Here is a 20,002-nt window from a genome sequence, read left to right on the forward strand (position 1 = left end):
CTGAATGAACAGGAGTATAGATTTAACCATAGAAAGATGGGAAAGACTATCATGGATAAAATCAAGAAATACCTACAAAGATCATTTCCTATCAGTCATAGACAAATAGTATATATCCTTAATATTTCTGCTCCACACTTCTCTTAAATCGTTACCTGTAGATTATGGGTATTCAAAAAAAAGAATTATGAAGAAAAAAATTGTATTTATTATTTGTTTTTTGCTTGGAATTATTAGTGTTAAAAATGTATACGCAGCATCTGTGAATAAGTCTCTTCGTACGACATGTGCAGGTACGAGTGCAAGTGTAACAGCAACTTATTATACACATGAAACAACAAGATGGAAGATAAGTAATCCGTTTAATATTGGATATTCTGGAAGAGGCGGATATGCTTCTAAGTCAGGCAAACCTCAGACATCTAAATCTGGTAGTGTTTATAAATGTTCACAGAGAGTAGGTTTTTCTAGTACAGATTATAATAGTGTTACTAGAACAGGATACAGTACATATCATTGGGAAATAAATGGAAATACTAATAAATGGGGTTCGTGTTATACGAAATAATAAGGCTTCTAGCTTTGCTAGAAGCTTTTATTAGAAGGGAATGATAATATGATTGAATTAAAGGACATTTGTATAGAATATGATAGGGTTATTCTTGATCATGCCTCTATTTCTATTCCTGCACATTCTATTACTCTTATAAGAGGGAAGAGTGGTTCAGGTAAGACAGCTCTTCTCTATTGTATTGCGCTTATGGATACAAAAAGCAAGTATCAATACTATTATGATCATCATCTCATAGAAGAAAAAGATAGAAATAATATCAGAAAAGAATGTATCAGCTGTGTATTACAGGAAAATGATTTATTAGCTCATCTAGATGTCAGAGGAACATTACAGTATTTTGCACATATTCATAATAAACATTTATCTGATAAAGATATACAGGATTATCTTGATAAGATGCATCTTGATGTGACTTTGAATCAGAATGTCATGACGCTATCTTTAGGGGAAAGACAGAGACTTTCTATCGCAACAGCGCTTGTAAGTAATCCACAAGTGCTTGTCTTAGATGAACCGACCGCTTCACTTGATTATGAGAATGAGATAGAAATCTATAAAATATTAAAAGAATTAAGTGCGCATATGACCATTGTGTTGGCTTCTCATTCAGAAGAGGCTATAAAGTATGCAGATATTGTCTATACACTAGAAGATGGAAGACTGATATCTGATGGTTCTGTGATTCAAGAAGATATATGTGGAAAGGGTGTTATCTCTCAGGTTGATCATAAGTTCTATAAAGAGTATATAAAAGACTATATGAAACATTATAAGTTCATGTATGTATTGATGATGATGGTGTTTATCTTGACACTTGTATCTGGACAGATGATTCTTGGTATTATTCATCATTCAAGGGATCAAGGAATGCAGATGTTGATAGGACAATTAGAAAATAAGGCTATTATTACCAAAGATAAGCATAGTTATGTGGATCAGGATTATTCTCATTTCATAAAAATAGATGATAAGAATACGTTTCCTCTATATAAAATATATACACAAATAGAAGGAGAAGATGTCTATCTTGTGCCTTATTTCAAGGATGATGATCTTTCTAAATATATAGATAGAAATATCCAGGAAACAAGGTCAGGTATTTATATGGACAATGATACTTATTATCGCCTGAATCAGATATCTTCTCATAATAAAGTCAAACTAGATCTTTATATCACTGATCAAAAAGGAATGAATCAGACAACTCATACATTTGATATCAATGGTGTATTTAGGAATAATAAAAAGGTTCATTATGTATCAAAGAGTCAGAGATATATCTATGTTCCGTATGCAATTCTTCAGGATATCTATAAACAATCAGGATGTACACCACGTTATATAGGTTATATCATTAAGACTAATACCTATAATGAATTGAATGAATTGATAGACTATTATGAATCAAAGGGATATAGAATTAATGATTCATTCACTGATAGAGAGGCTATGAATAGTCTTGATTCTTACTATAAGAATATGATGTTTACATTTGCGGGTGTGATTCTAGTTATTAGTGTACTTATTGATATTGTATTGGAATCTCATCTTCTTATGCAAAGAAAAAAAGAACTTGTACTTCTTTTGATATCAGGATTATTAAAAAAGGATTTACAAAGAATATCCATGATAGAAACATTGGGAAGTATATCTATAGTTGTAGTGAGTTCTACTCTAATCTCCTCAATCATGTCTCTTATATTAGGTACTTTTAATATGGTGACACTTTCTAATATGACTGTCTTATTCATAATTATCTTATTGATAGAAAGAATGGTTCTTCAAAACAAATTCATTAATAAGCTGAATATAGTAGATGAATTAAGAAATGAGGTGCATTAAGGTGATTGAAATCAAAAATTTAAATATATCATTTGGTGACAAAGTAATCTTAAACAATGCATCATTTCATACTTCTCCAGGTGTATTGACTATTATTAGGGGAAAGAGTGGTTCTGGTAAGTCTACTTTCTTAAAAGCCTTTCAATTCGCATATGAGTGTGAATATATCTATGAAGGACAGAGAATAGATGAACAAGATCAAGATAGTAGACAACAGTTCATTTATGATCATATGGTCAATGTACCTCAGATTCCTTTGTTTATTGAAGGAATAACTATAGAGGAACATATTAAACAGTTAGTTAAACTAGGTTATCAAAGAAATGATACATATGAAGAAAAGTTTGGTATAGCTTCTCTAAAGAAAAAATATCCTAGAAACTTATCAGGTGGTGAAAAGACAAGAGCCGCTATCTGTTTAGCTATTATGAGTCAGCCAGAAATATTGATACTTGATGAACCTACAGCCGCTTTAGATTCATCCTATGCGTTAGAAATGATTAAGTATCTAAAAGAGTATGCTGAAGAGGGACATTATGTGATTGTGGCAACTCATGATCAAAGGATGATTGAAGAAGCAGATGTGCTCTATAAGGTTGATCAAACACTTATTCTAGAAAAAGAAAATAAGAGAGAAACATCTCTTATATCACAGATACCACATAATCATAAATTATTTAATCTACGTTTTTCTCATCGTGCATTTAGAATAGTTATGAATATCCTGGTTGCTTTCACAATGATTATATGTGCATATAGCTATAATATTTATGGACATTATAATGCATCTTATGAACAAAAAATCAATACGATTGCTTCGAGAGATTTAACTGTATATAAGGAAAAGATGAGTAATGACTATTATTCATATAATGGTTCAGAATTTCCTATGACACAATCAGATTATAAAAAGATTAAATCTGTAAAGAATATTGAGAGTGTTAAATGGCGTTATGAAAAAGAATACGATGATGTTATGATACTTGGATTAGATACTGAAACTCAACTGAAATATCAAGAAGCAAAACTTACAGGAAAGAAATGTAATCAAACAATAAATCTAGTGAGTATGCAGGTATATGATAATGAAGATGATTATACAAATTTAACTGTAAAGCACAATAATAATAAAGGTGTATATATAAGTAATCAGTTATTATCTAATCAGGATATTTCAGTTGATTCAATCAATATGGATGATCTTAAATTAAAGTTCTATTTACCTATTCCTATGTATGATGCATCAGGTATTACACAGACAGGTATTGATTTAGAAGGTAGTGAATATGTGGATGTTAATACTGTCCTCGTGGATTTAGTAGAGGTAGAACTACCTGTAAGAGGTATATTAAAGGAAGGAACAGAAATAAGTTCAAATTCATATAGTGGTACTAGAAGTATTTATGTCCCACGAAGTGTTATAAATCAATATAGGAAGACATATCATGCAACACAATCGAAGGTATTATATGGTGTGCCTGGTGAAGAAGGAATGGATTATACATATTATGAAGGACCATTACCTTCTACTTATACAATGAGTGATGTGGATCAGGTTATTGTAGAAACACCTTGGAAACCAGGTGCTTATACTGTAAGAGTAGATAGTTTGAAAAATATAGATCAAGTCACAAAACAGTTAGAAAAGCTTGGTTTTAATGTAGAAGGTGCTTTTGTAGATAATAGTGCAATCAATAAGATTCTTTCCAACAATAAACAAGTATTAATGCAATTCATGATTATAGTATTTGTATTGTTGTATGGATTCTATTTCTACCTCAAATACCTCATTCTTAAGGAAGAAAAACAGACAAGAGATTTTCTATATAACTTAGGTTTTACTACTAAGAGAATAAGCAAGAGTTTTAGTCTTACTTATATCAAGAATTCTCTTATGTTAGCTGTTTTGGGAGTAGTATTACTAGAAGTCTTTATAGAGTTTGTTATAAGGATACATATATATAGTTTGATTATACCTGTAACTAAAATGCTGATATTATTATTCTTTATTGCAGCATTCATCATAGAATTCTTTATTCCTGCATTTATTCAAATGATTATGAAAAATCAAAAGGGACTGTAATGAATAGGTAGTATTTATTACTATCTTGAGCGTTACAGCTCTTTTTTTCTTGCCCTTAAACCTTACTTTAGGGTTAAAATGAATGTAGGGAGGATATGTATATGAAGAAATTAGGATTTGGTTTAATGCGTCTACCATTACTCGATCAAAATGATGCAGGCAGCATTGATATTGAAGAAACTAAAAGAATGGTGGATACATTTTTAGAAAAAGGATTTACTTATTTTGATACAGCCTGGATGTATTGTGCCTTTAAGAGTGAGGAAGCGACTAAGACAGCTTTAGTAGAAAGACATCCAAGAGATTCATTTACATTAGCTGATAAGCTTCATGCAGGCTTTATTGAAACAAAAGAAGATAGAGATAGAATCTTCAATGAACAATTAAGAAAAACAGGTGCAGAATACTTTGATTATTATCTCTTACATGATGTGGGAACAGATCATTATAAGAAATATACAGAGTTAGACTGTTTCACATGGTTGAAAGATAAGAAAGAAAAAGGATTAGTAAAACATATTGGTTTCTCTTTCCATGACAATGCAGACTTATTAGAACGTGTCTTATCTGAACATCCAGAAGTAGAATTTGTACAGCTTCAGTTGAATTATCTGGATTGGGAAAGTGAAGGCGTACAGTCTCATAAATGCTATGAAACAGCAGTAAGACATCATGTTCCTGTATTTGTAATGGAACCAGTCAAGGGTGGTACTCTCGCAAATGTACCTGATGAAGTAGAAGAGACATTCAAGTCTTATCATCCAGATATGTCTATTCCATCTTGGGCGATTCGTTTTGCGGCAAGTTTAGATAATGTACAGGTAGTTTTATCTGGTATGAGTAATATGGAACAGCTATTAGATAATACAGGCTATATGGAACACTTTAAGCCTTTAAATGAGGAAGAACAGACACTTATTAAGAAAGCTGTTGATATTATTAATAGTAGTATTGAAATTCCTTGTACTGGCTGTTCTTATTGTACAGAAGGTTGTCCAATGCATATTGCGATTCCTAAATACTTCTCACTTTATAATGCTGATAAACAGGAAGTAGCGACTAAATCATGGAGACCTCAAGGAGAATACTATACACGTTTAACACATACATTTGGTAAAGCAAGTGAATGTATTGGATGTGGGCAGTGTGAAGCAGCATGTCCACAGCATCTTCTAATTATTGAGAACTTGCAAAAAGTCGCAGAATACTTTGAAAAATAACTTTTTCTTAAACATCATGGTAAAATAGTATCATGATGTTTTTATATAGGAGGAAATTATGAAGACACTCTATGTAACAGATCTAGATGGGACATTACTTGAACCAGATAAATCGATTAAACCAGAAAACTTAAAACTAATAAACCAACTCATAGATGAAGATGTGAATATTACTTATGCGACTGCACGTTCTCTTATTACCGCAAAACAGGTAATAGGTGATATAAACTTTAAGCTTCCTGTAATTGTCCAGAATGGGACATTTATACTCTCACCTAATGGAGATGTCATCCTAGGAAACTATTTAGGAGATTCTATATTAGATACAGTAAAGAATTTTGATATTTCACCTATTGTATATTCTCAAATAGGAAAGAATAACTACTTCTCTTATATTAAGGACAAGATGAGTGTAGGAGTAAAAGCTTTTGTAGCTGATCATTTAGATGATCCTAGAAATCATCCTGTGAATACTTATGAAGATCTCTATGAGGGGGATATCTTCTATTTATTATTGATAGATGATTATGATAAATTAAAGCCTCTCTATGATTTGTTTAAGGAAGACTATTATGCTGTTTTTGATCAAGAAATGTATTCACATGATTGGTGGTTAGAAGTGATGTCACCAGATGCTTCTAAAGCCAATGCCATCAAATACTTAAAACAGAAGCTGCAATGTGATGAAGTGGTTGTATTTGGGGATGGAAAGAATGATATCGAAATGTTTGAAGAGGCGGACTATAGCTGTGCTGTAGAGAATGCTGCTCCTGAACTTATTAAATGCGCAGATGAAGTCATCCATATAAGTGTGCCTCAGTATATAAATCAAAGAAAAAAATAAATTGTTTTTTTTAATTTTTGTGAAGTCTAAATAATGGCTTTATTATCGCAAAAACTAAAGATATGCATTGTATTTTTTAAACTGTAAATACCTTTGTAACATTGACTAATGTAAGCGTTTATGATAAAATTTTCACTAGATGAAAAGTTAGTCATCAAAGGTATTGTATAGGAGGAAAATATAATATGAGATTTACATTACCAAGAGATTTATATCATGGCAAAGGTGCCTTAGAAAACCTTAAGAACTTAGAAGGTAAGAAAGCTATTATCTGTGTAGGTGGCGGAAGCATGAAGAGAAATGGCTTCTTAGATAGAGCTGTTAAATATCTTGAAGAAGCTGGTATGGAAGTTAAATTATATGAAGGTATCGAACCAGATCCATCAGTAACTACAGTTATGAAAGGTGCTGCAGTTATGGAAGAATTCAAGCCTGACTGGATCGTAGCTATGGGTGGAGGTTCACCTATTGATGCTGCAAAAGCTATGTGGATTAAATATGAATATCCAGAAATCACATTCGAAGAAATGTGTAAAGTATTTGGTATTCCAAAGTTAAGAAAGAAAGCTCATTTCTGTGCAATTCCATCTACAAGTGGTACTGCAACTGAAGTTACAGCTTTCTCAATCATTACTGATTATGATAAAGGTATTAAATATCCGATCGCTGACTTTGAAATCACTCCAGATGTTGCTATCGTAGATCCTGACTTAGCTGAAACTATGCCAGTTAAATTAGTTGCTCATACAGGTATGGATGCTATGACTCATGCAATTGAAGCATATGTATCTACTGCAAACTGTAACTACACTGATCCACTTGCTATTCATGCAATTGAAATGATCCAGGCTAACTTAGTTAAATCATATAATGGTGATATGAGCTGCAGAGATGATATGCATGATGCACAGTGCTTAGCAGGTATGTCATTCTCTAACGCATTATTAGGTATCGTACATTCAATGGCTCATAAGACTGGTGCTGCTTTCGTAGACCAGGGTGGACATATTATCCATGGTGCAGCTAATGCTATGTACTTACCAAAGGTTATTGCTTATAACGCTAAAGATGAAACAGCTAAGAAACGTTATGGTGTAATTGCTGATTACATGCACTTAGGTGGAGAAAATGATGATGAAAAGGTTGCATTATTAATTAAATACTTAAGAGGTATGAATGATGCATTAAATATCCCACATAGTATCAACCACTATGGTGCTGATGGTTTACCAGCTGAAGTTGGATTTGTACCTGAAGATGTATTCTTAGAAAGATTACCAGAAATCGCTAAGAACGCTATTGCTGATGCATGTACAGGTTCTAACCCACGTATTCCAACTCAGGAAGAAATGGAAAACTTATTAAAGGCTTGCTACTACGATACAGAAGTTGATTTCTAATGTGTAGAGATAAGAACGGTCTTACAGAAGAAGAATTTTTAAAAAGCTATAATCCTGATAAATATCCTAAACCTTCACTGACAGCTGATATTTGTATCTTTGCTCATTCTGATGTGACAGAGATTCTATTGGTTAAACGTGGTGGACATCCTTATATAGGTAAATGGGCACTGCCTGGTGGCTTCGCTAATAAGAATGAACCGATTGAAAAGACGGCTTCAAGAGAACTTAAAGAAGAGACAGGTATAGAAGGTGTGTCTATGAAGCTTGTAGGTGTTTATAGTCAGCCGGGAAGAGATCCTCGTGGATGGGTTGTATCTACCGCATTTTATGCAGATGTAGATAAGAATAGTATTCATCCAGAAGCTGGTGATGATGCCAAAGAAGCAAAATGGTTCACTATTGTCGATGAAACACATTTAAGATGTGGTGATATCAATATAGGTATGAATGATCTTGCCTTTGATCATGCTGATATTATTCATGATGCTATAGATAAGGGTCTGTAGAAATACAGATCCTTTTTTTACACACTGATATAGTCTAAAACTATGGTACCCTATTTTATAAAACTATAATCCTACTAAAGCAGTAGATATTATCGTGTTTTGTGTTGACGTGCTTTTTATGTGGTGCTAAGATCCTGTCTTTGACAGTTGTACATATAAAAACCCTTCAAAAATACTGATGAATTCAGCGTTTTTTGAAGGGCTTTTTGCTTTAAAAATGTAGTAATATCTCTATCTCTTTGTATTCTTTATAATTTTTTTCATATTTTTCTCACCATTGATCTGATAGTCGGTTCTGAATCCAAATGCCTCATGAAGAATATCAGTTGCATCATTTCTTGTATACGTTGGAACATAGCCGCTACCTTCATAATGATAGAAGTTATATTCTTTTAATGTATCAATAAGCTTCTCGATAGTTAGCTTGTTGCCTGTTTTGTTTTCAAGTATTCTGATGAACATCAGTGCAATGAAGCATGTGAGGAAGTGTGCTTCTATTCTGTTATCCTTCTGAAGATATACGGGTCTAGCCTTGAATTCAGATTTCATGATTTTGAATGATTCTTCAATCTCCCATCTTCTCTTATTAACTTTGATGATATCCTTTATATCATCCTCTAATGTAGTACATACTGCATAGAATCCATCATATTTCTCTTCTTCAGCTATTCTGCCATCATTCACAACTACTTCCACATTATCTGCAACCTCGCCATTGTCAGTATATCTGACTTCATCAAGGAATCTTGAAGGGCTGTTAGGGTTTTTAGTAGTTGTTTTCTTATTACTTTCAGCTGATTTTCTGGCTCTTTCAATCTGCCTGCTTCTGATGTACCTCTGATAGGCTCTGTACTTTGGAGAGAACGAAACAATGATTCTCTGTTCAATACCATTCTCGTTGATCCATCTTTCCTTGTACCAGATGCCGTCTTCAAATGTTTCCCCATCGTCAACGGCCTTCATTACAGAAGATATGTCTAATCCAGTACTTTCACCTTTAGACCATCCTTCTGGATTAAGTGCCCAGTCCTTTATGTGCTTCTTAATCTTTTTAAGAGACTGTGTGACGATATATGAACAATTCTTCTGTATATTGAATTCTCTGTTTTCCTTAGAAGCAAGCCCTGCATCAGTGCATACAACGAACTTTGTGATACCAAAATCCTTTATTATCTTCTTTTCAACTGGAATGAGTGAAGGCTGCTCGTTCTCATTGCCAGGGAATATGACAAATGAAAGAGGAAAGCCATTACCATCCATAAGAAGTCCCATCTGAATGATAGGGAGCGATCTGTGTTCCTTGGACTTGCCGTATCTGCAGTTACCGCGTTCCTCTTCTATTTCAAAGAAATAGTTTGTGCAGTCATAATAGAGGACAGAAGTGTTTCTATTTACAACCTTCTTTGAATTCTCATAAAGGAATTCCTGGATTGTATCGCACTTTTCTGCTAGAACATCAAGTGATCTATAAATATCATGAAGCTCGAATGTAGGCTGTTCAATAAAGCTTTTTGAATCCTCAAAAGTAGAGAGCTTGCTTGATGGATAGATAATTCTTGAATATATGAGTCTTGATAGGACATCTGCAAGATCATATTCGAACTTATAATCATCCTGTATATCTCTGCAGATCTTATCAAGTTTGAGACTGTGGAATATATTCTGAAGGAAAAGGTAGCCGCCATTATATGATGTCTGCTTCATTGGTTCTAGAAGCTTTGACTGCGATAGGGAGATAAGGACAATGTCCTTATCTCTTTTTTCTTCCTCCGTCATCTTCTTGGCAATCTTTTTTCCCCAGGCTATGACTTCCTCCTCGCTGTTATTATGTTGAGGAAGGAGTTCTTCCATAGTTCCTAGTTTTTTTACTATCTTTGAAGTTGATTTACCATTCTTTCTGAATGATTTCTGAATGTAAAGTGATGTAGAGTTCTTAGATTTTGAAAAAGTCAGTTTCATGGGCATCACCTCCTACAGCTATTACATCATGAATTCCTACATATTCCTACATATAATTTCACAAATTTGACAATAAAAAAACTCAAAAGCATTGATATAATCAACGTTTTGAGCGATTTGGTTAGTGAAAAAATGGAGACAACTGTCAAACTCCCGACTGATATAGTCTAAAACTATGGTACCCTATTTTATAAAACTATAATCCTACTAAAGCAGTAGATATTATCGTGTTTTGTGTTGACGTGCTTTTTATGTGGTGCTAAGATGAAACCACATCAAGAAAAGACAGTGAAAAGAAGAGTACTGTAATGAAACTTATACAGAGAGTTCCGTTAGCTGAGAAGGAATAAAGGGAAGTTATAGGAAGATGGTCTTGGAGTTGCATGGCTGAAATGTAAGTCATGACGGGAGCGCCCGTTACAGCGATAGAGTATGCATGTACTCGAAGAGGTTATTAAGGTGACTTAATAATGCATTTAGGTGGTAACACGAAACATTACGTTCTCGTCCTATTATATGGATGAGAACGTTTTTTATTTAAGGGAAGGAGAGAGAACATGATCCACTTAGAACATGTTACAAAGACTTTTAAAACTAAAGATGGCGATGTTCATGCTGTCAAGGATGTCAGTCTAAATATTGAAGAAGGGGAAATCTGCGGTATTATTGGTTTCTCAGGGGCTGGTAAATCTACATTAGTAAGATGTATCAACCTATTAGAAAAACCTGATAGCGGTGCTGTTGTATTTGGGGATAAAGATTTATTAAAACTATCAGATGCAGATTTAAGAAAAGAAAGAGAAAAGATTGGAATGATCTTCCAGCACTTTAATCTTTACAACAGTCGTACTATCTACGATAATATCGCTTTTCCATTAAAACATTTAGGCTGGAGTAAAGATAAGATTCAAAAGAGAGTCTTAGAATTACTCGAACTTATCGATTTGGTAGAAAGAAAAGATTCTTATCCAAGTCAGTTATCTGGAGGACAGAAACAAAGAGTTGCAATCGCAAGAGCGCTTGCCAACAATCCTAAAGTACTTCTATGTGATGAAGCCACAAGTGCTTTAGACCCTCAGACAACACAAAGTATTCTTCAACTTATTAAGAAAGTAAATAAAGAATTTGGCTTAACAGTTATTTTAATTACTCATGAAATGGCTGTAGTCAAGGAAGTATGTGATAAGGTGGCAGTCATGGAAGATGGTCGTGTGGTAGAACAGGGCAGTATTGTTGATATCTTCTCTAATCCACAGCATCAAATTACTAAGAACTTTATCGCTACTACAAACAATCTTAATAAGATTGATGAATTGATCAAAGACAATCATCGTATTACACAGTTAAATGAAAACCAGCAGATGGTGAAATTACAGTATCAGAGTTCTAATACAGATGTCGCATTAATTTCAGTATTATCAAGAGATTACAGTGTAGATTGTTCTATTATCTTTGGGAATGTAGAAATTATCCAGGGACAGCCAATTGGTACACTTATTACAATCTTTACAGGTGAAGATGTAGATATCAAGAAAGCATTAGAATTCACAAAACAACAGGGAGTTAAAGTGGAGGTGATTAAACGTGGTAACTAAGCTATTTCCAAACGTTATAGAGTTTGCTTCAGATTTTCCACAAGCTATTATTGATACATTATTAATGTTGGTAATCAGTGGTTTAATCTCAGTGGTTATTGGAATCTTATTAGCAGTTATTGTAGTAGTCACTAGAAAAGATGGTTTAAAAGAAAATCAACCAGTTTTCTGGATCTTAGATAAGATTATTAACTTATTTAGATCTATTCCATTTATTATCTTAATTCCTACTGTAGCTGTACTCTCTCGTGCTTTATTTGGTACAACAATTGGTATCGAAGGTGCACTTGTTCCTCTAGTTATAGGAACAGCACCATTTGTCGCAAGACAGATGGAATCAGCCATTATGGAAATTGATCCAGGAATCATTGAAGCAAGTATTGCGATGGGACTCAGTACAAAAGAAATCATCTTTGATGTTTATCTAAGAGAAAATATTCCAGGGATGATCAGAGGTCTTACAATTTCATTTATTGCGTTAGTCGGACAGATTGCGATTGTTGGTTCTGTTGGCGCAGGCGGACTTGGTGATATGGCGATCAGATATGGTCTACAGAGATCAATGGGAGATATTACATTCGTCGTTATTATCTTAATTCTTATTTTAATTTCAATTGTTCAGGCAATTGGTGACAAACTCGTAGAAAAAACAACACATTAATTTATATACATTGGAGGAAAATATTATGAACAAAAACATTTTAAAAGTATTTACAGCAGGTCTTTTAGCTTTCTCATTAGCAGGATGTGGAAGTAAGTCAGATTCTAAAACTATTACAGTAGGGGCTACAACTTCACCTCATGCTATTATCTTAAAGCATGTCCAGCCAGAATTTGAAAAAGCAGGATATAAATTAAAGATTAAGGAATTCTCAGATTATCCTAACATCAACCCATCTACTTCAGATGGTTCATTAGATGCAAACTTCTTCCAGCATCAGCCATACCTAACTTCTTACAACAAAGACAAAGGTTATAAGAAGGGTGATGATGGATATCTAGTATCAGTTGGTGCAATCCACTTTGAACCTTTAGGATTATATTCAACTAAATATAAAGCAGTATCTGATATCAAAGATGGTGCTAAGATTGCAATTCCTAATGATGCAACTAATGAAGCAAGAGCTTTATTATTACTTGCAGACAATGGTGTTATTACATTAGATAAGAATGCAGGTGTAAACGCAACTAAGAAGGATGTAGAATCTTACAACAAAAAAGTTGAATTAGTAGAAGTAGATGCTGCACAGGTGGCTTCTAAATTACCTGATGTTGATTTCGGTATCATCAATGGTAACTATGCATTAGATGCAAAAGTGACTGATAAGATCATCACTTCTGAAGATTCAAATTCTGAAGCTGCAAAGACTTATCAGAATATCATCGCTGTAAAAGAATCAAATAAAGACAATAAAGCAATTAAGAAACTTGTTGAAATCTTAAAGAGTGATAGCACTAAGAAATGGATTGAAAAGAAATTCGGAGTATCTGTAAAACCTGCAGAATAATGAATTGAAGCGGTCATTCGACCGCTTTTTATTTATCTAGAAGAGTATTTCTTATATAATAGTTTTATAAGGAGGTCAAACTTATGGAATTTGATCAGTTGTTAGAAGAAAGATATTCTGTTAGAAAGTTCTCTAATCAGAAGGTAGAAAAAGAAAAAATAGATAAAATATTAGAAGCTGCAAGAATAGCACCTACAGCTGTTAATTATCAGCCACAAAGAATTCTTGTAGTAGAAGATCCAGATAATCTTGCAAAACTAAAGGAATGTACTAGATATCATTTCCATGCACCTCTCGCAATGATTTTATGTTATGACAAGACAGTATCATGGAAGGATATGCATAATAGAGAATGTGGTGAAGTAGATGTGTCTATTGTTGCTACATATATGATGCTTAAACTCTTTGATTTAGGATTAGGGTCTACTTATGTAGGTTCTTTTGATTATAAGGAGTTAATCAAACAGTTTAATATTCCTGAAAACTATGTACCAGTGATGATCTTACCTATTGGTTATCCAAGAGAAGATTGTGTACCTGGACCAATGCATGATAAGAGAAAACCAATCAATGCGATTGTGTCTTATGAGGAATATACACAGGGGGACTAATAATGGAGTTATTAATAAAACAATTAGAAGAACTTATTTCACCAAATGAATGGTTTGTGACTAACTTGTCTAATGCAAGTGCGTTACTCATGGATGCAATTGATGATTTAAGCTGGGTAGGTTTTTATATGATGAGAGCTGGGGAACTTGTTTTAGGTCCTTTCCAGGGTAAAATAGCATGTACACATATTAAAGTAGGTAAAGGGGCCTGTGGTGTATGTGTACAGGGAGATCAGACAATTCTTATTGAAGATGTGACGACATTCCCAGGCTATATTGCCTGTGATGCAGAAGCAAAGTCCGAAATTGTAGTTCCTTTACATGATGAAGAAGGTAAAGTGATTGCGGTATTGGATGTTGATTCTAATAGTTTAGGTCGTTTTGGAGACAAGGAACAGGAATTATTTGAGGCTCTTGGAAAAGTATTAGAGAAATCATTATGGAGCGAAAAAGCAGACGTTTAAGTTATATTTTGAGACATCATCCAGAAAGTATAGGTATTAAACTTGATGAACATGCTTATGGTGATGTGCAAAAGACATTAGAAGCATTAAACATCACAATAGAAGACTTAGATATGATTGTGAGAGAAGATGAGAAACAGCGCTATTCATATAATGGAGATCATACAAGAATACGTGCGAATCAAGGACATTCTATTCCTGTGAATGTAGATTTGAAAGAAGTACAGCCACCTGATATTCTTTATCATGGTACAGCAACTCGTTTTGTACCTTCTATTCTAGAAAAAGGTATATTAAGTCAGACACGTATATATGTTCACTTATCTCAAGATATAGAAACCGCAATGACGGTTGGTTCAAGACACGGGGAACCATATGTCTTTACTATTGATACTAAACCGATGTATGAAGATGGATACAAGTTCTATCTCTCAGAAAACAATATCTATCTTACAAAGATTATACCTACAAAATACTTGAAGGCTTCCACTTAAGGAAGCTTTTTTGTGCTATACTTGTTGAGAGAATATGAAGGAGGGGGTTTTATGACTCTAGATGAGTTAAAGATTGGTGAAAGTGCTACAGTGACTTATGTAGGGGGCTCTGGGGCATTAAGACAACATTTCCTAGATATGGGTTTAATACCAGGTTCTGTTGTGACATTGGAAAAATTCGCCCCAATGGGTGATCCAATGGAATTACGTATTCATGGCTATGAGCTAACATTACGTTTAGATGATGCGAAAAAGATTGGAATAGATATGACTTCTAAAGGTGTAGAAGATCATACACCTATTCCGCCTATTCAACACCATATTCATCCAGGACTCGGTGAAGGTGGTAAATATCATGATAAAGAGACTGAACATCCTTTATCAGAAGGAACACAGATTACCTTTGCGTTAGCGGGTAACCAGAACTGTGGTAAAACTACATTATTTAATCAATTAACAGGTTCTAATCAACATGTAGGGAACTTCCCTGGTGTGACTGTTGATAGAAAGAGCGGGTCTATTAAAGGACATCCAGAAACACTTGTGACTGATTTACCAGGTATTTATTCTTTATCTCCTTATACAAGTGAAGAATTAGTATCTAGACAGTATATCTTAAATGAAAAACCTAAAGGAATCATCAACATCGTAGATGCGACAAATATAGAAAGAAACCTATATCTCACTATGCAGTTAATGGAACTAGATGTACCAATGGTTCTAGCACTGAATATGATGGATGAAGTAAGAGGTAATGGTGGTTATGTTCATCTAAATAAGATGGAAGAACTATTGGGAATTCCAGTTGTTCCTATTTCTGCTGCTAAGAATGAAGGTATTGATGAATTAGTAAATCATGCCATCCATGTAGCAAAATATCAAGAAGCACCTTTAAGACAGGATTTCTGTGATGAAAATGATGAAGGTGGTGCAGTACATAGATGCTTACATGCCATCATGCATTTAATTGAAGACCATGCACAAAGAGCAGGTATTCCATTACGTTTTGCGGCTAATAAACTAGTAGAAGGTGATGAAAGAGTAGAAGCAGCTCTAGACCTTGATACTAATGAAAAAGAAATGATTGAACATATCATTTCACAGATGGAAGAAGAAAGAGGATTAGACCGTACTGCCGCTATTGCGGATATGCGTTTTACCTTTATTAATAAATTAGTTAAAGAAACAGTGGTTAAACCACATGAAAGTAAAGAAAGAGAAAGAAGCCGTAAGATAGACCAGATTCTAACTGGTAAATATACAGGTGTTCCAGCTTTTATCGTTATTATGGGACTCGTATTCTTTTTAACATTTAATGTATTTGGTGCCTGGGGACAGTCACTTATGGAAATGGGTGTTGATGCTTTGACTCAGGTTGTAGATAAAGGACTCACTGCTTGGAATATTAATCCAGTATTACATTCATTAGTTATTGATGGTGTATTCCAGGGTGTTGGTTCTATTATTAGTTTCTTACCTATTATCGTTATTTTATTCTTCTTCTTATCATTATTAGAAGATACAGGATATATGGCGCGTGTTGCCTTTGTAAGTGATAAACTACTCAGAAAGATTGGTTTATCAGGAAGAAGTATTGTGCCAATGTTGATTGGATTTGGATGTTCTGTGCCAAGTGTTATGGCCAGCCGTACACTCCCTTCAGAACGTGACCGTAAGATGACAATCATGTTGACACCATTTATGAGTTGTACTGCAAAGCTTCCAATCTATGCATTCTTTGCAGCTGCATTCTTCCCTAAACAAGCTGGACTTGTCATGGTAGGCTTATATATCTTTGGCATTGTGATGGGAATTATTACAGCTCTTATTTCTAAGCGTTTTTTATTTAAGGGTGAAGCTGTTCCATTTGTGATGGAACTTCCTAATTACCGTATGCCAAGTGCAAAAACTACTTTCCAGTTATTATGGGAAAAAGCCAAGGATTTCTTACAAAGAGCCTTTGGTATTATCTTTATCGCTTCTATTGTCATTTGGTTCTTACAGAGTTTTAATTTAAGACTAGATTTAGTTTCTAATTCACAGGATAGTATTCTAGCGATGGTGGCAGGATTCATTGCGCCAATCTTCAAACCTTTAGGTTTTGGTGATTGGAGAATTTCTACATCACTTATTGCAGGATTTATGGCTAAAGAAAGTGTTGTTTCTACACTCTCAGTATTATTTAAAGGAACAGAATCTTTAATGACAATACTTACACCTCTAGGTGCACTATCACTCTTAATATTCTGTTTATTATATACACCTTGCGTGGCAGCTATCGCTTCTATTAGAAGAGAACTAGGTGGTCCATGGGCTGTAAAGATTGTGGTTTTCCAGTGTGTTATTGCCTGGATTTGTGCCTTTATCGTACATACTATTGGATTACTCTTCATATAATTATTTTTCTCAAAATAGTTGTAATGTTTGATACATTTATTGTGATTAATTATAATAAATGTATTGAAGGAGGTGTTCATCATGAGATTATCTAAAATCATACTTTATTCAGATGCGAAAGGACGTGGAGTAAAACCGGATGCTTGTGTAGAAGTCAGTCAGCGTTTAACCATTATGCGTGATGGACACATCTGGTTTACTGGATACAATTACGGAGATGGATTCAATTCTAGAAGAATTATTAGACGTAAAAGAGTAAATATAGGACAAGAAAAAGCTGAAACACTCTTAGAACTATTAAAAGAATTCTTTCTTGAATCTTCTAATCATCCATCTTCTACAAATCGTGATTGGTGGCGTATTCAGTTAATTGATGAAGACGGAAATGAATACAACTATAATGTATCTATTGTAGGAGAAGTCATTCTTAAAGAAATAGATCTCACACAATATATGAGAAATATCATTCCTATAGATGATATGTATTTGTTTGGAAATAAGGATTCACACAATTTGACATAATCGAATTATAATCTTAACACATTCATTAAGTATTATATGTATCGTAGTCAAGCAATCCCTTCCCTTCGTTAGACTACAAAGTATAAGTGTAAATACAAGAAAGAAGATAAGTGTTCCCCATGCTTATCTTTTTTCTTTATCACATAGTTTGAATTAACTAATTGATTTATGTAGTATGAGTAAGGGAGGTGTTCATATGGTTTTAATTATACCCTTTATAGGAACAACACTAGGTGCAGCCTGTGTGTTCTTTATGAAAAAAGAATTAAGTTTAAATATACAAAAAGCACTCACTGGATTTGCGGCAGGTGTAATGGTGGCTGCCTCTATCTGGAGTTTAATCATTCCATCACTTGATCAATCTTCTACCTTTATTCCTGCACTTATAGGATTTTGGTTAGGTATACTATTCTTATTATTACTTGATCATTTGATTCCTCATATGCATTTAGATCATAGTCAGGAAGGACCACGTAGTCACTTGTCTCAAACGATCAAGTTAGTACTTGCAGTCACTATTCACAATATTCCTGAAGGTATGGCAGTAGGTGTTGTCTATGCGTCTTATTTATCAGGTAATAAAGGAATAACTGCCATGGGAGCACTTGCTTTATCAATAGGTATCGCAATACAGAACTTTCCTGAAGGCGCAATTGTATCCATGCCTTTAAGAAGTACAGGAGCGTCTCGATTGAAGTCTTTTATGTATGGTACATTGTCAGGTATTGTAGAACCTATCGGAGGTTTTATTACAGTCTTATTATCAAGTTATATTATCTCAGTGATGCCTTATCTGCTTAGTTTTGCAGCAGGTGCTATGATGTATGTTGTAGTAGAAGAATTAATTCCTGAAATGAGTCAGGGAGAACATTCACATTTAGGTGTATTATTATTCTCAGTAGGATTTACTTTGATGATGGTTCTAGATGTCGCATTAGGTTAATTCGTAGTATTAATCTTTACTATTATTTGAATTAAGCATAAGATAGATATAAGAGGTGAAATAAATGAGAAAGATATTCATAGTTTTATTGATGTCTTTGTTTTTTATAAGCCCAGTTTATGCAGATAATCATGTAGTCAATGTCAGCTATGATGGTAAAGTGACAACTGCTTCTGGAGAAGCACCAACACTCCCATTAAAGGCGAAGGTAACCTTCTATGATGGTAGTGAGAAGGAATATAATATTGACTGGAATACATTTGATGAAAGCTTATATAAGACAAGAAATGCGAGTCAATTTACTGTCACAGGCTCTATTGCGGATTTACAGGTAACCACTAGCTGTATAGTGAATGTAGAAGCAGCTAAAATAACACATATTAATGAATTAGCTAATAAAACAGTGACTATAGGAGAAGCACTCTCTTTACCTGCAACAGCTTCTGTAACATGGTCTAATGGAGATCAATCAAATGAAATCATACGCTGGGATAATTATGATAATAATGCTTTAAAGTATGTACATACATTTTCTTTAAATGGTCATATTTATGATCAGACTATTACACAGACAGTTCATGTAAAGTATGCATCTGTTACAAGTGTAAGTGTTCCTGCAGTTGTTTATACAACTACAGGAGTAGAAGCACAATTACCACAATATGCGACTGTTAGTTATTCTAATAAGACAAGTAAAAAGGTCAAGATTATCTGGGATAATCAGATTTTTAATGAAGCAGGTAAATATACAGTTTATGGTAAGTTATATCAGTCTACACGTAAAGTATCAATACGAGTAGAAGTAAAGAAAAATGAAGACACTACTACAGAAACGCAAAAACAGGAAGAACCTGTAAAAAAGACTAAGACTAAGAAAAAGAATAAAAACGAGAATAAGAAGGTTAAAAAAGAAGAGAAGTCATCTTTTTCTTATGTGATCGCATTAGTAGTATTCACAGCTATTTTATTTGGTTTTATCACATTAGTTTCTTTTGTTAAAAGAAAGATTAGAATCAAGGAGAATCGTTAAGGATTCT

General features: G+C 33.8%; 18 protein-coding genes and 1 other annotated feature. Of the genes, 17 read left to right on the forward strand and 1 reads right to left on the reverse strand.

Going from position 1 to position 20,002, the window contains the following annotated elements; all coding sequences use genetic code 11:
* Nucleotides 1-187: 187 nt before the first annotated feature.
* The 7 genes from ABUA27_RS04135 (at nucleotide 188) to ABUA27_RS04165 (ending at nucleotide 8,472) form a co-directional block, all read left to right on the forward strand.
* Entirely contained in the window at nucleotides 188-568 is a 381-nt protein-coding gene (locus tag ABUA27_RS04135) for a hypothetical protein (protein WP_288834324.1), read from the forward strand.
* Nucleotides 569-616: 48 nt separating this feature from the next.
* Complete coding sequence (locus ABUA27_RS04140; RefSeq protein WP_287968930.1) at nucleotides 617-2,416, forward strand: ATP-binding cassette domain-containing protein; 1,800 nt, start codon at nucleotides 617-619, stop codon at nucleotides 2,414-2,416.
* 1 nt (nucleotide 2,417) lies between these two features.
* A complete protein-coding gene (locus ABUA27_RS04145) occupies nucleotides 2,418-4,499 on the forward strand; it encodes an ATP-binding cassette domain-containing protein (protein WP_238634604.1) in 2,082 nt (693 codons plus the stop codon).
* A 101-nt stretch (nucleotides 4,500-4,600) separates the two neighbouring features.
* Nucleotides 4,601-5,719, forward strand: coding sequence for an aldo/keto reductase (locus tag ABUA27_RS04150; protein ID WP_349820281.1), 1,119 nt, complete (start codon nucleotides 4,601-4,603; stop codon nucleotides 5,717-5,719).
* 58 nt (nucleotides 5,720-5,777) lie between these two features.
* Nucleotides 5,778-6,563 (forward strand): HAD family hydrolase, encoded by a 786-nt coding sequence (locus tag ABUA27_RS04155; RefSeq protein ID WP_287968924.1) that lies wholly within the window; start codon nucleotides 5,778-5,780, stop codon nucleotides 6,561-6,563.
* 185 nt (nucleotides 6,564-6,748) lie between these two features.
* On the forward strand, nucleotides 6,749-7,963 hold the full coding sequence (locus ABUA27_RS04160; RefSeq protein WP_129981747.1) for an iron-containing alcohol dehydrogenase: 1,215 nt from the start codon (nucleotides 6,749-6,751) through the stop codon (nucleotides 7,961-7,963).
* Entirely contained in the window at nucleotides 7,963-8,472 is a 510-nt protein-coding gene (locus tag ABUA27_RS04165) for an NUDIX domain-containing protein (RefSeq protein WP_129981748.1), read from the forward strand. Before ABUA27_RS04160 ends, ABUA27_RS04165 begins: the two co-directional genes overlap by 1 nt.
* 231 nt (nucleotides 8,473-8,703) lie before the next feature.
* Here ABUA27_RS04165 and ABUA27_RS04170 read toward each other — a convergent pair whose 3' ends face one another.
* Nucleotides 8,704-10,431 (reverse strand): IS1634 family transposase, encoded by a 1,728-nt coding sequence (locus ABUA27_RS04170; protein ID WP_349820282.1) that lies wholly within the window; start codon nucleotides 10,429-10,431, stop codon nucleotides 8,704-8,706.
* Nucleotides 10,432-10,710: 279 nt separating this feature from the next.
* Nucleotides 10,711-10,946 (forward strand) — a binding site (T-box leader).
* Between the two features lie 42 nt (nucleotides 10,947-10,988).
* On the opposite strand from ABUA27_RS04170, the gene ABUA27_RS04175 reads away from it, so the two are divergent.
* The 10 genes from ABUA27_RS04175 (at nucleotide 10,989) to ABUA27_RS04220 (ending at nucleotide 19,995) form a co-directional block, all read left to right on the forward strand.
* Nucleotides 10,989-12,026, forward strand: a complete 1,038-nt coding sequence (locus ABUA27_RS04175) for a methionine ABC transporter ATP-binding protein (protein ID WP_349820283.1) — start codon at nucleotides 10,989-10,991, stop codon at nucleotides 12,024-12,026.
* A complete protein-coding gene (locus tag ABUA27_RS04180) occupies nucleotides 12,016-12,687 on the forward strand; it encodes a methionine ABC transporter permease (protein ID WP_187011645.1) in 672 nt (223 codons plus the stop codon). Before ABUA27_RS04175 ends, ABUA27_RS04180 begins: the two co-directional genes overlap by 11 nt.
* Nucleotides 12,688-12,712: 25 nt before the next feature.
* Nucleotides 12,713-13,534 carry a MetQ/NlpA family ABC transporter substrate-binding protein gene (locus ABUA27_RS04185; RefSeq protein ID WP_287968919.1) on the forward strand — a complete coding sequence of 274 codons (822 nt, stop codon included), beginning with the start codon at nucleotides 12,713-12,715 and terminating at the stop codon, nucleotides 13,532-13,534.
* 83 nt (nucleotides 13,535-13,617) lie between these two features.
* Nucleotides 13,618-14,145, forward strand: coding sequence for a nitroreductase family protein (locus tag ABUA27_RS04190; RefSeq protein ID WP_129981752.1), 528 nt, complete (start codon nucleotides 13,618-13,620; stop codon nucleotides 14,143-14,145).
* A gap of 2 nt (nucleotides 14,146-14,147) precedes the next feature.
* A complete protein-coding gene (msrC, locus tag ABUA27_RS04195; RefSeq protein WP_129981753.1) occupies nucleotides 14,148-14,609 on the forward strand; it encodes a free L-methionine (R)-S-oxide reductase MsrC in 462 nt (153 codons plus the stop codon).
* Complete coding sequence (locus ABUA27_RS04200) at nucleotides 14,585-15,103, forward strand: RNA 2'-phosphotransferase (RefSeq protein ID WP_349820284.1); 519 nt, start codon at nucleotides 14,585-14,587, stop codon at nucleotides 15,101-15,103. Before msrC ends, ABUA27_RS04200 begins: the two co-directional genes overlap by 25 nt.
* Before the next feature lie 51 nt (nucleotides 15,104-15,154).
* Entirely contained in the window at nucleotides 15,155-17,500 is a 2,346-nt protein-coding gene (gene feoB / locus ABUA27_RS04205; RefSeq protein ID WP_129981755.1) for a ferrous iron transport protein B, read from the forward strand.
* A gap of 81 nt (nucleotides 17,501-17,581) precedes the next feature.
* Nucleotides 17,582-18,022: a hypothetical protein gene (locus tag ABUA27_RS04210; RefSeq protein WP_129981756.1), complete on the forward strand. Its 441-nt coding sequence runs from the start codon at nucleotides 17,582-17,584 to the stop codon at nucleotides 18,020-18,022.
* Nucleotides 18,023-18,218: 196 nt separating this feature from the next.
* Nucleotides 18,219-18,965, forward strand: a complete 747-nt coding sequence (locus tag ABUA27_RS04215; protein ID WP_238634542.1) for a ZIP family metal transporter — start codon at nucleotides 18,219-18,221, stop codon at nucleotides 18,963-18,965.
* A 64-nt stretch (nucleotides 18,966-19,029) separates the two neighbouring features.
* Nucleotides 19,030-19,995, forward strand: a complete 966-nt coding sequence (locus tag ABUA27_RS04220; RefSeq protein WP_129981758.1) for an Ig-like domain-containing protein — start codon at nucleotides 19,030-19,032, stop codon at nucleotides 19,993-19,995.
* The last annotated feature ends 7 nt before the right edge of the window (nucleotides 19,996-20,002 follow it).

This window comes from Catenibacterium sp. RTP21428st1_D7_RTP21428_210409 (assembly GCF_040227455.1).
Classification (GTDB): domain Bacteria; phylum Bacillota_I; class Bacilli_A; order Erysipelotrichales; family Coprobacillaceae; genus Catenibacterium; species Catenibacterium mitsuoka_A.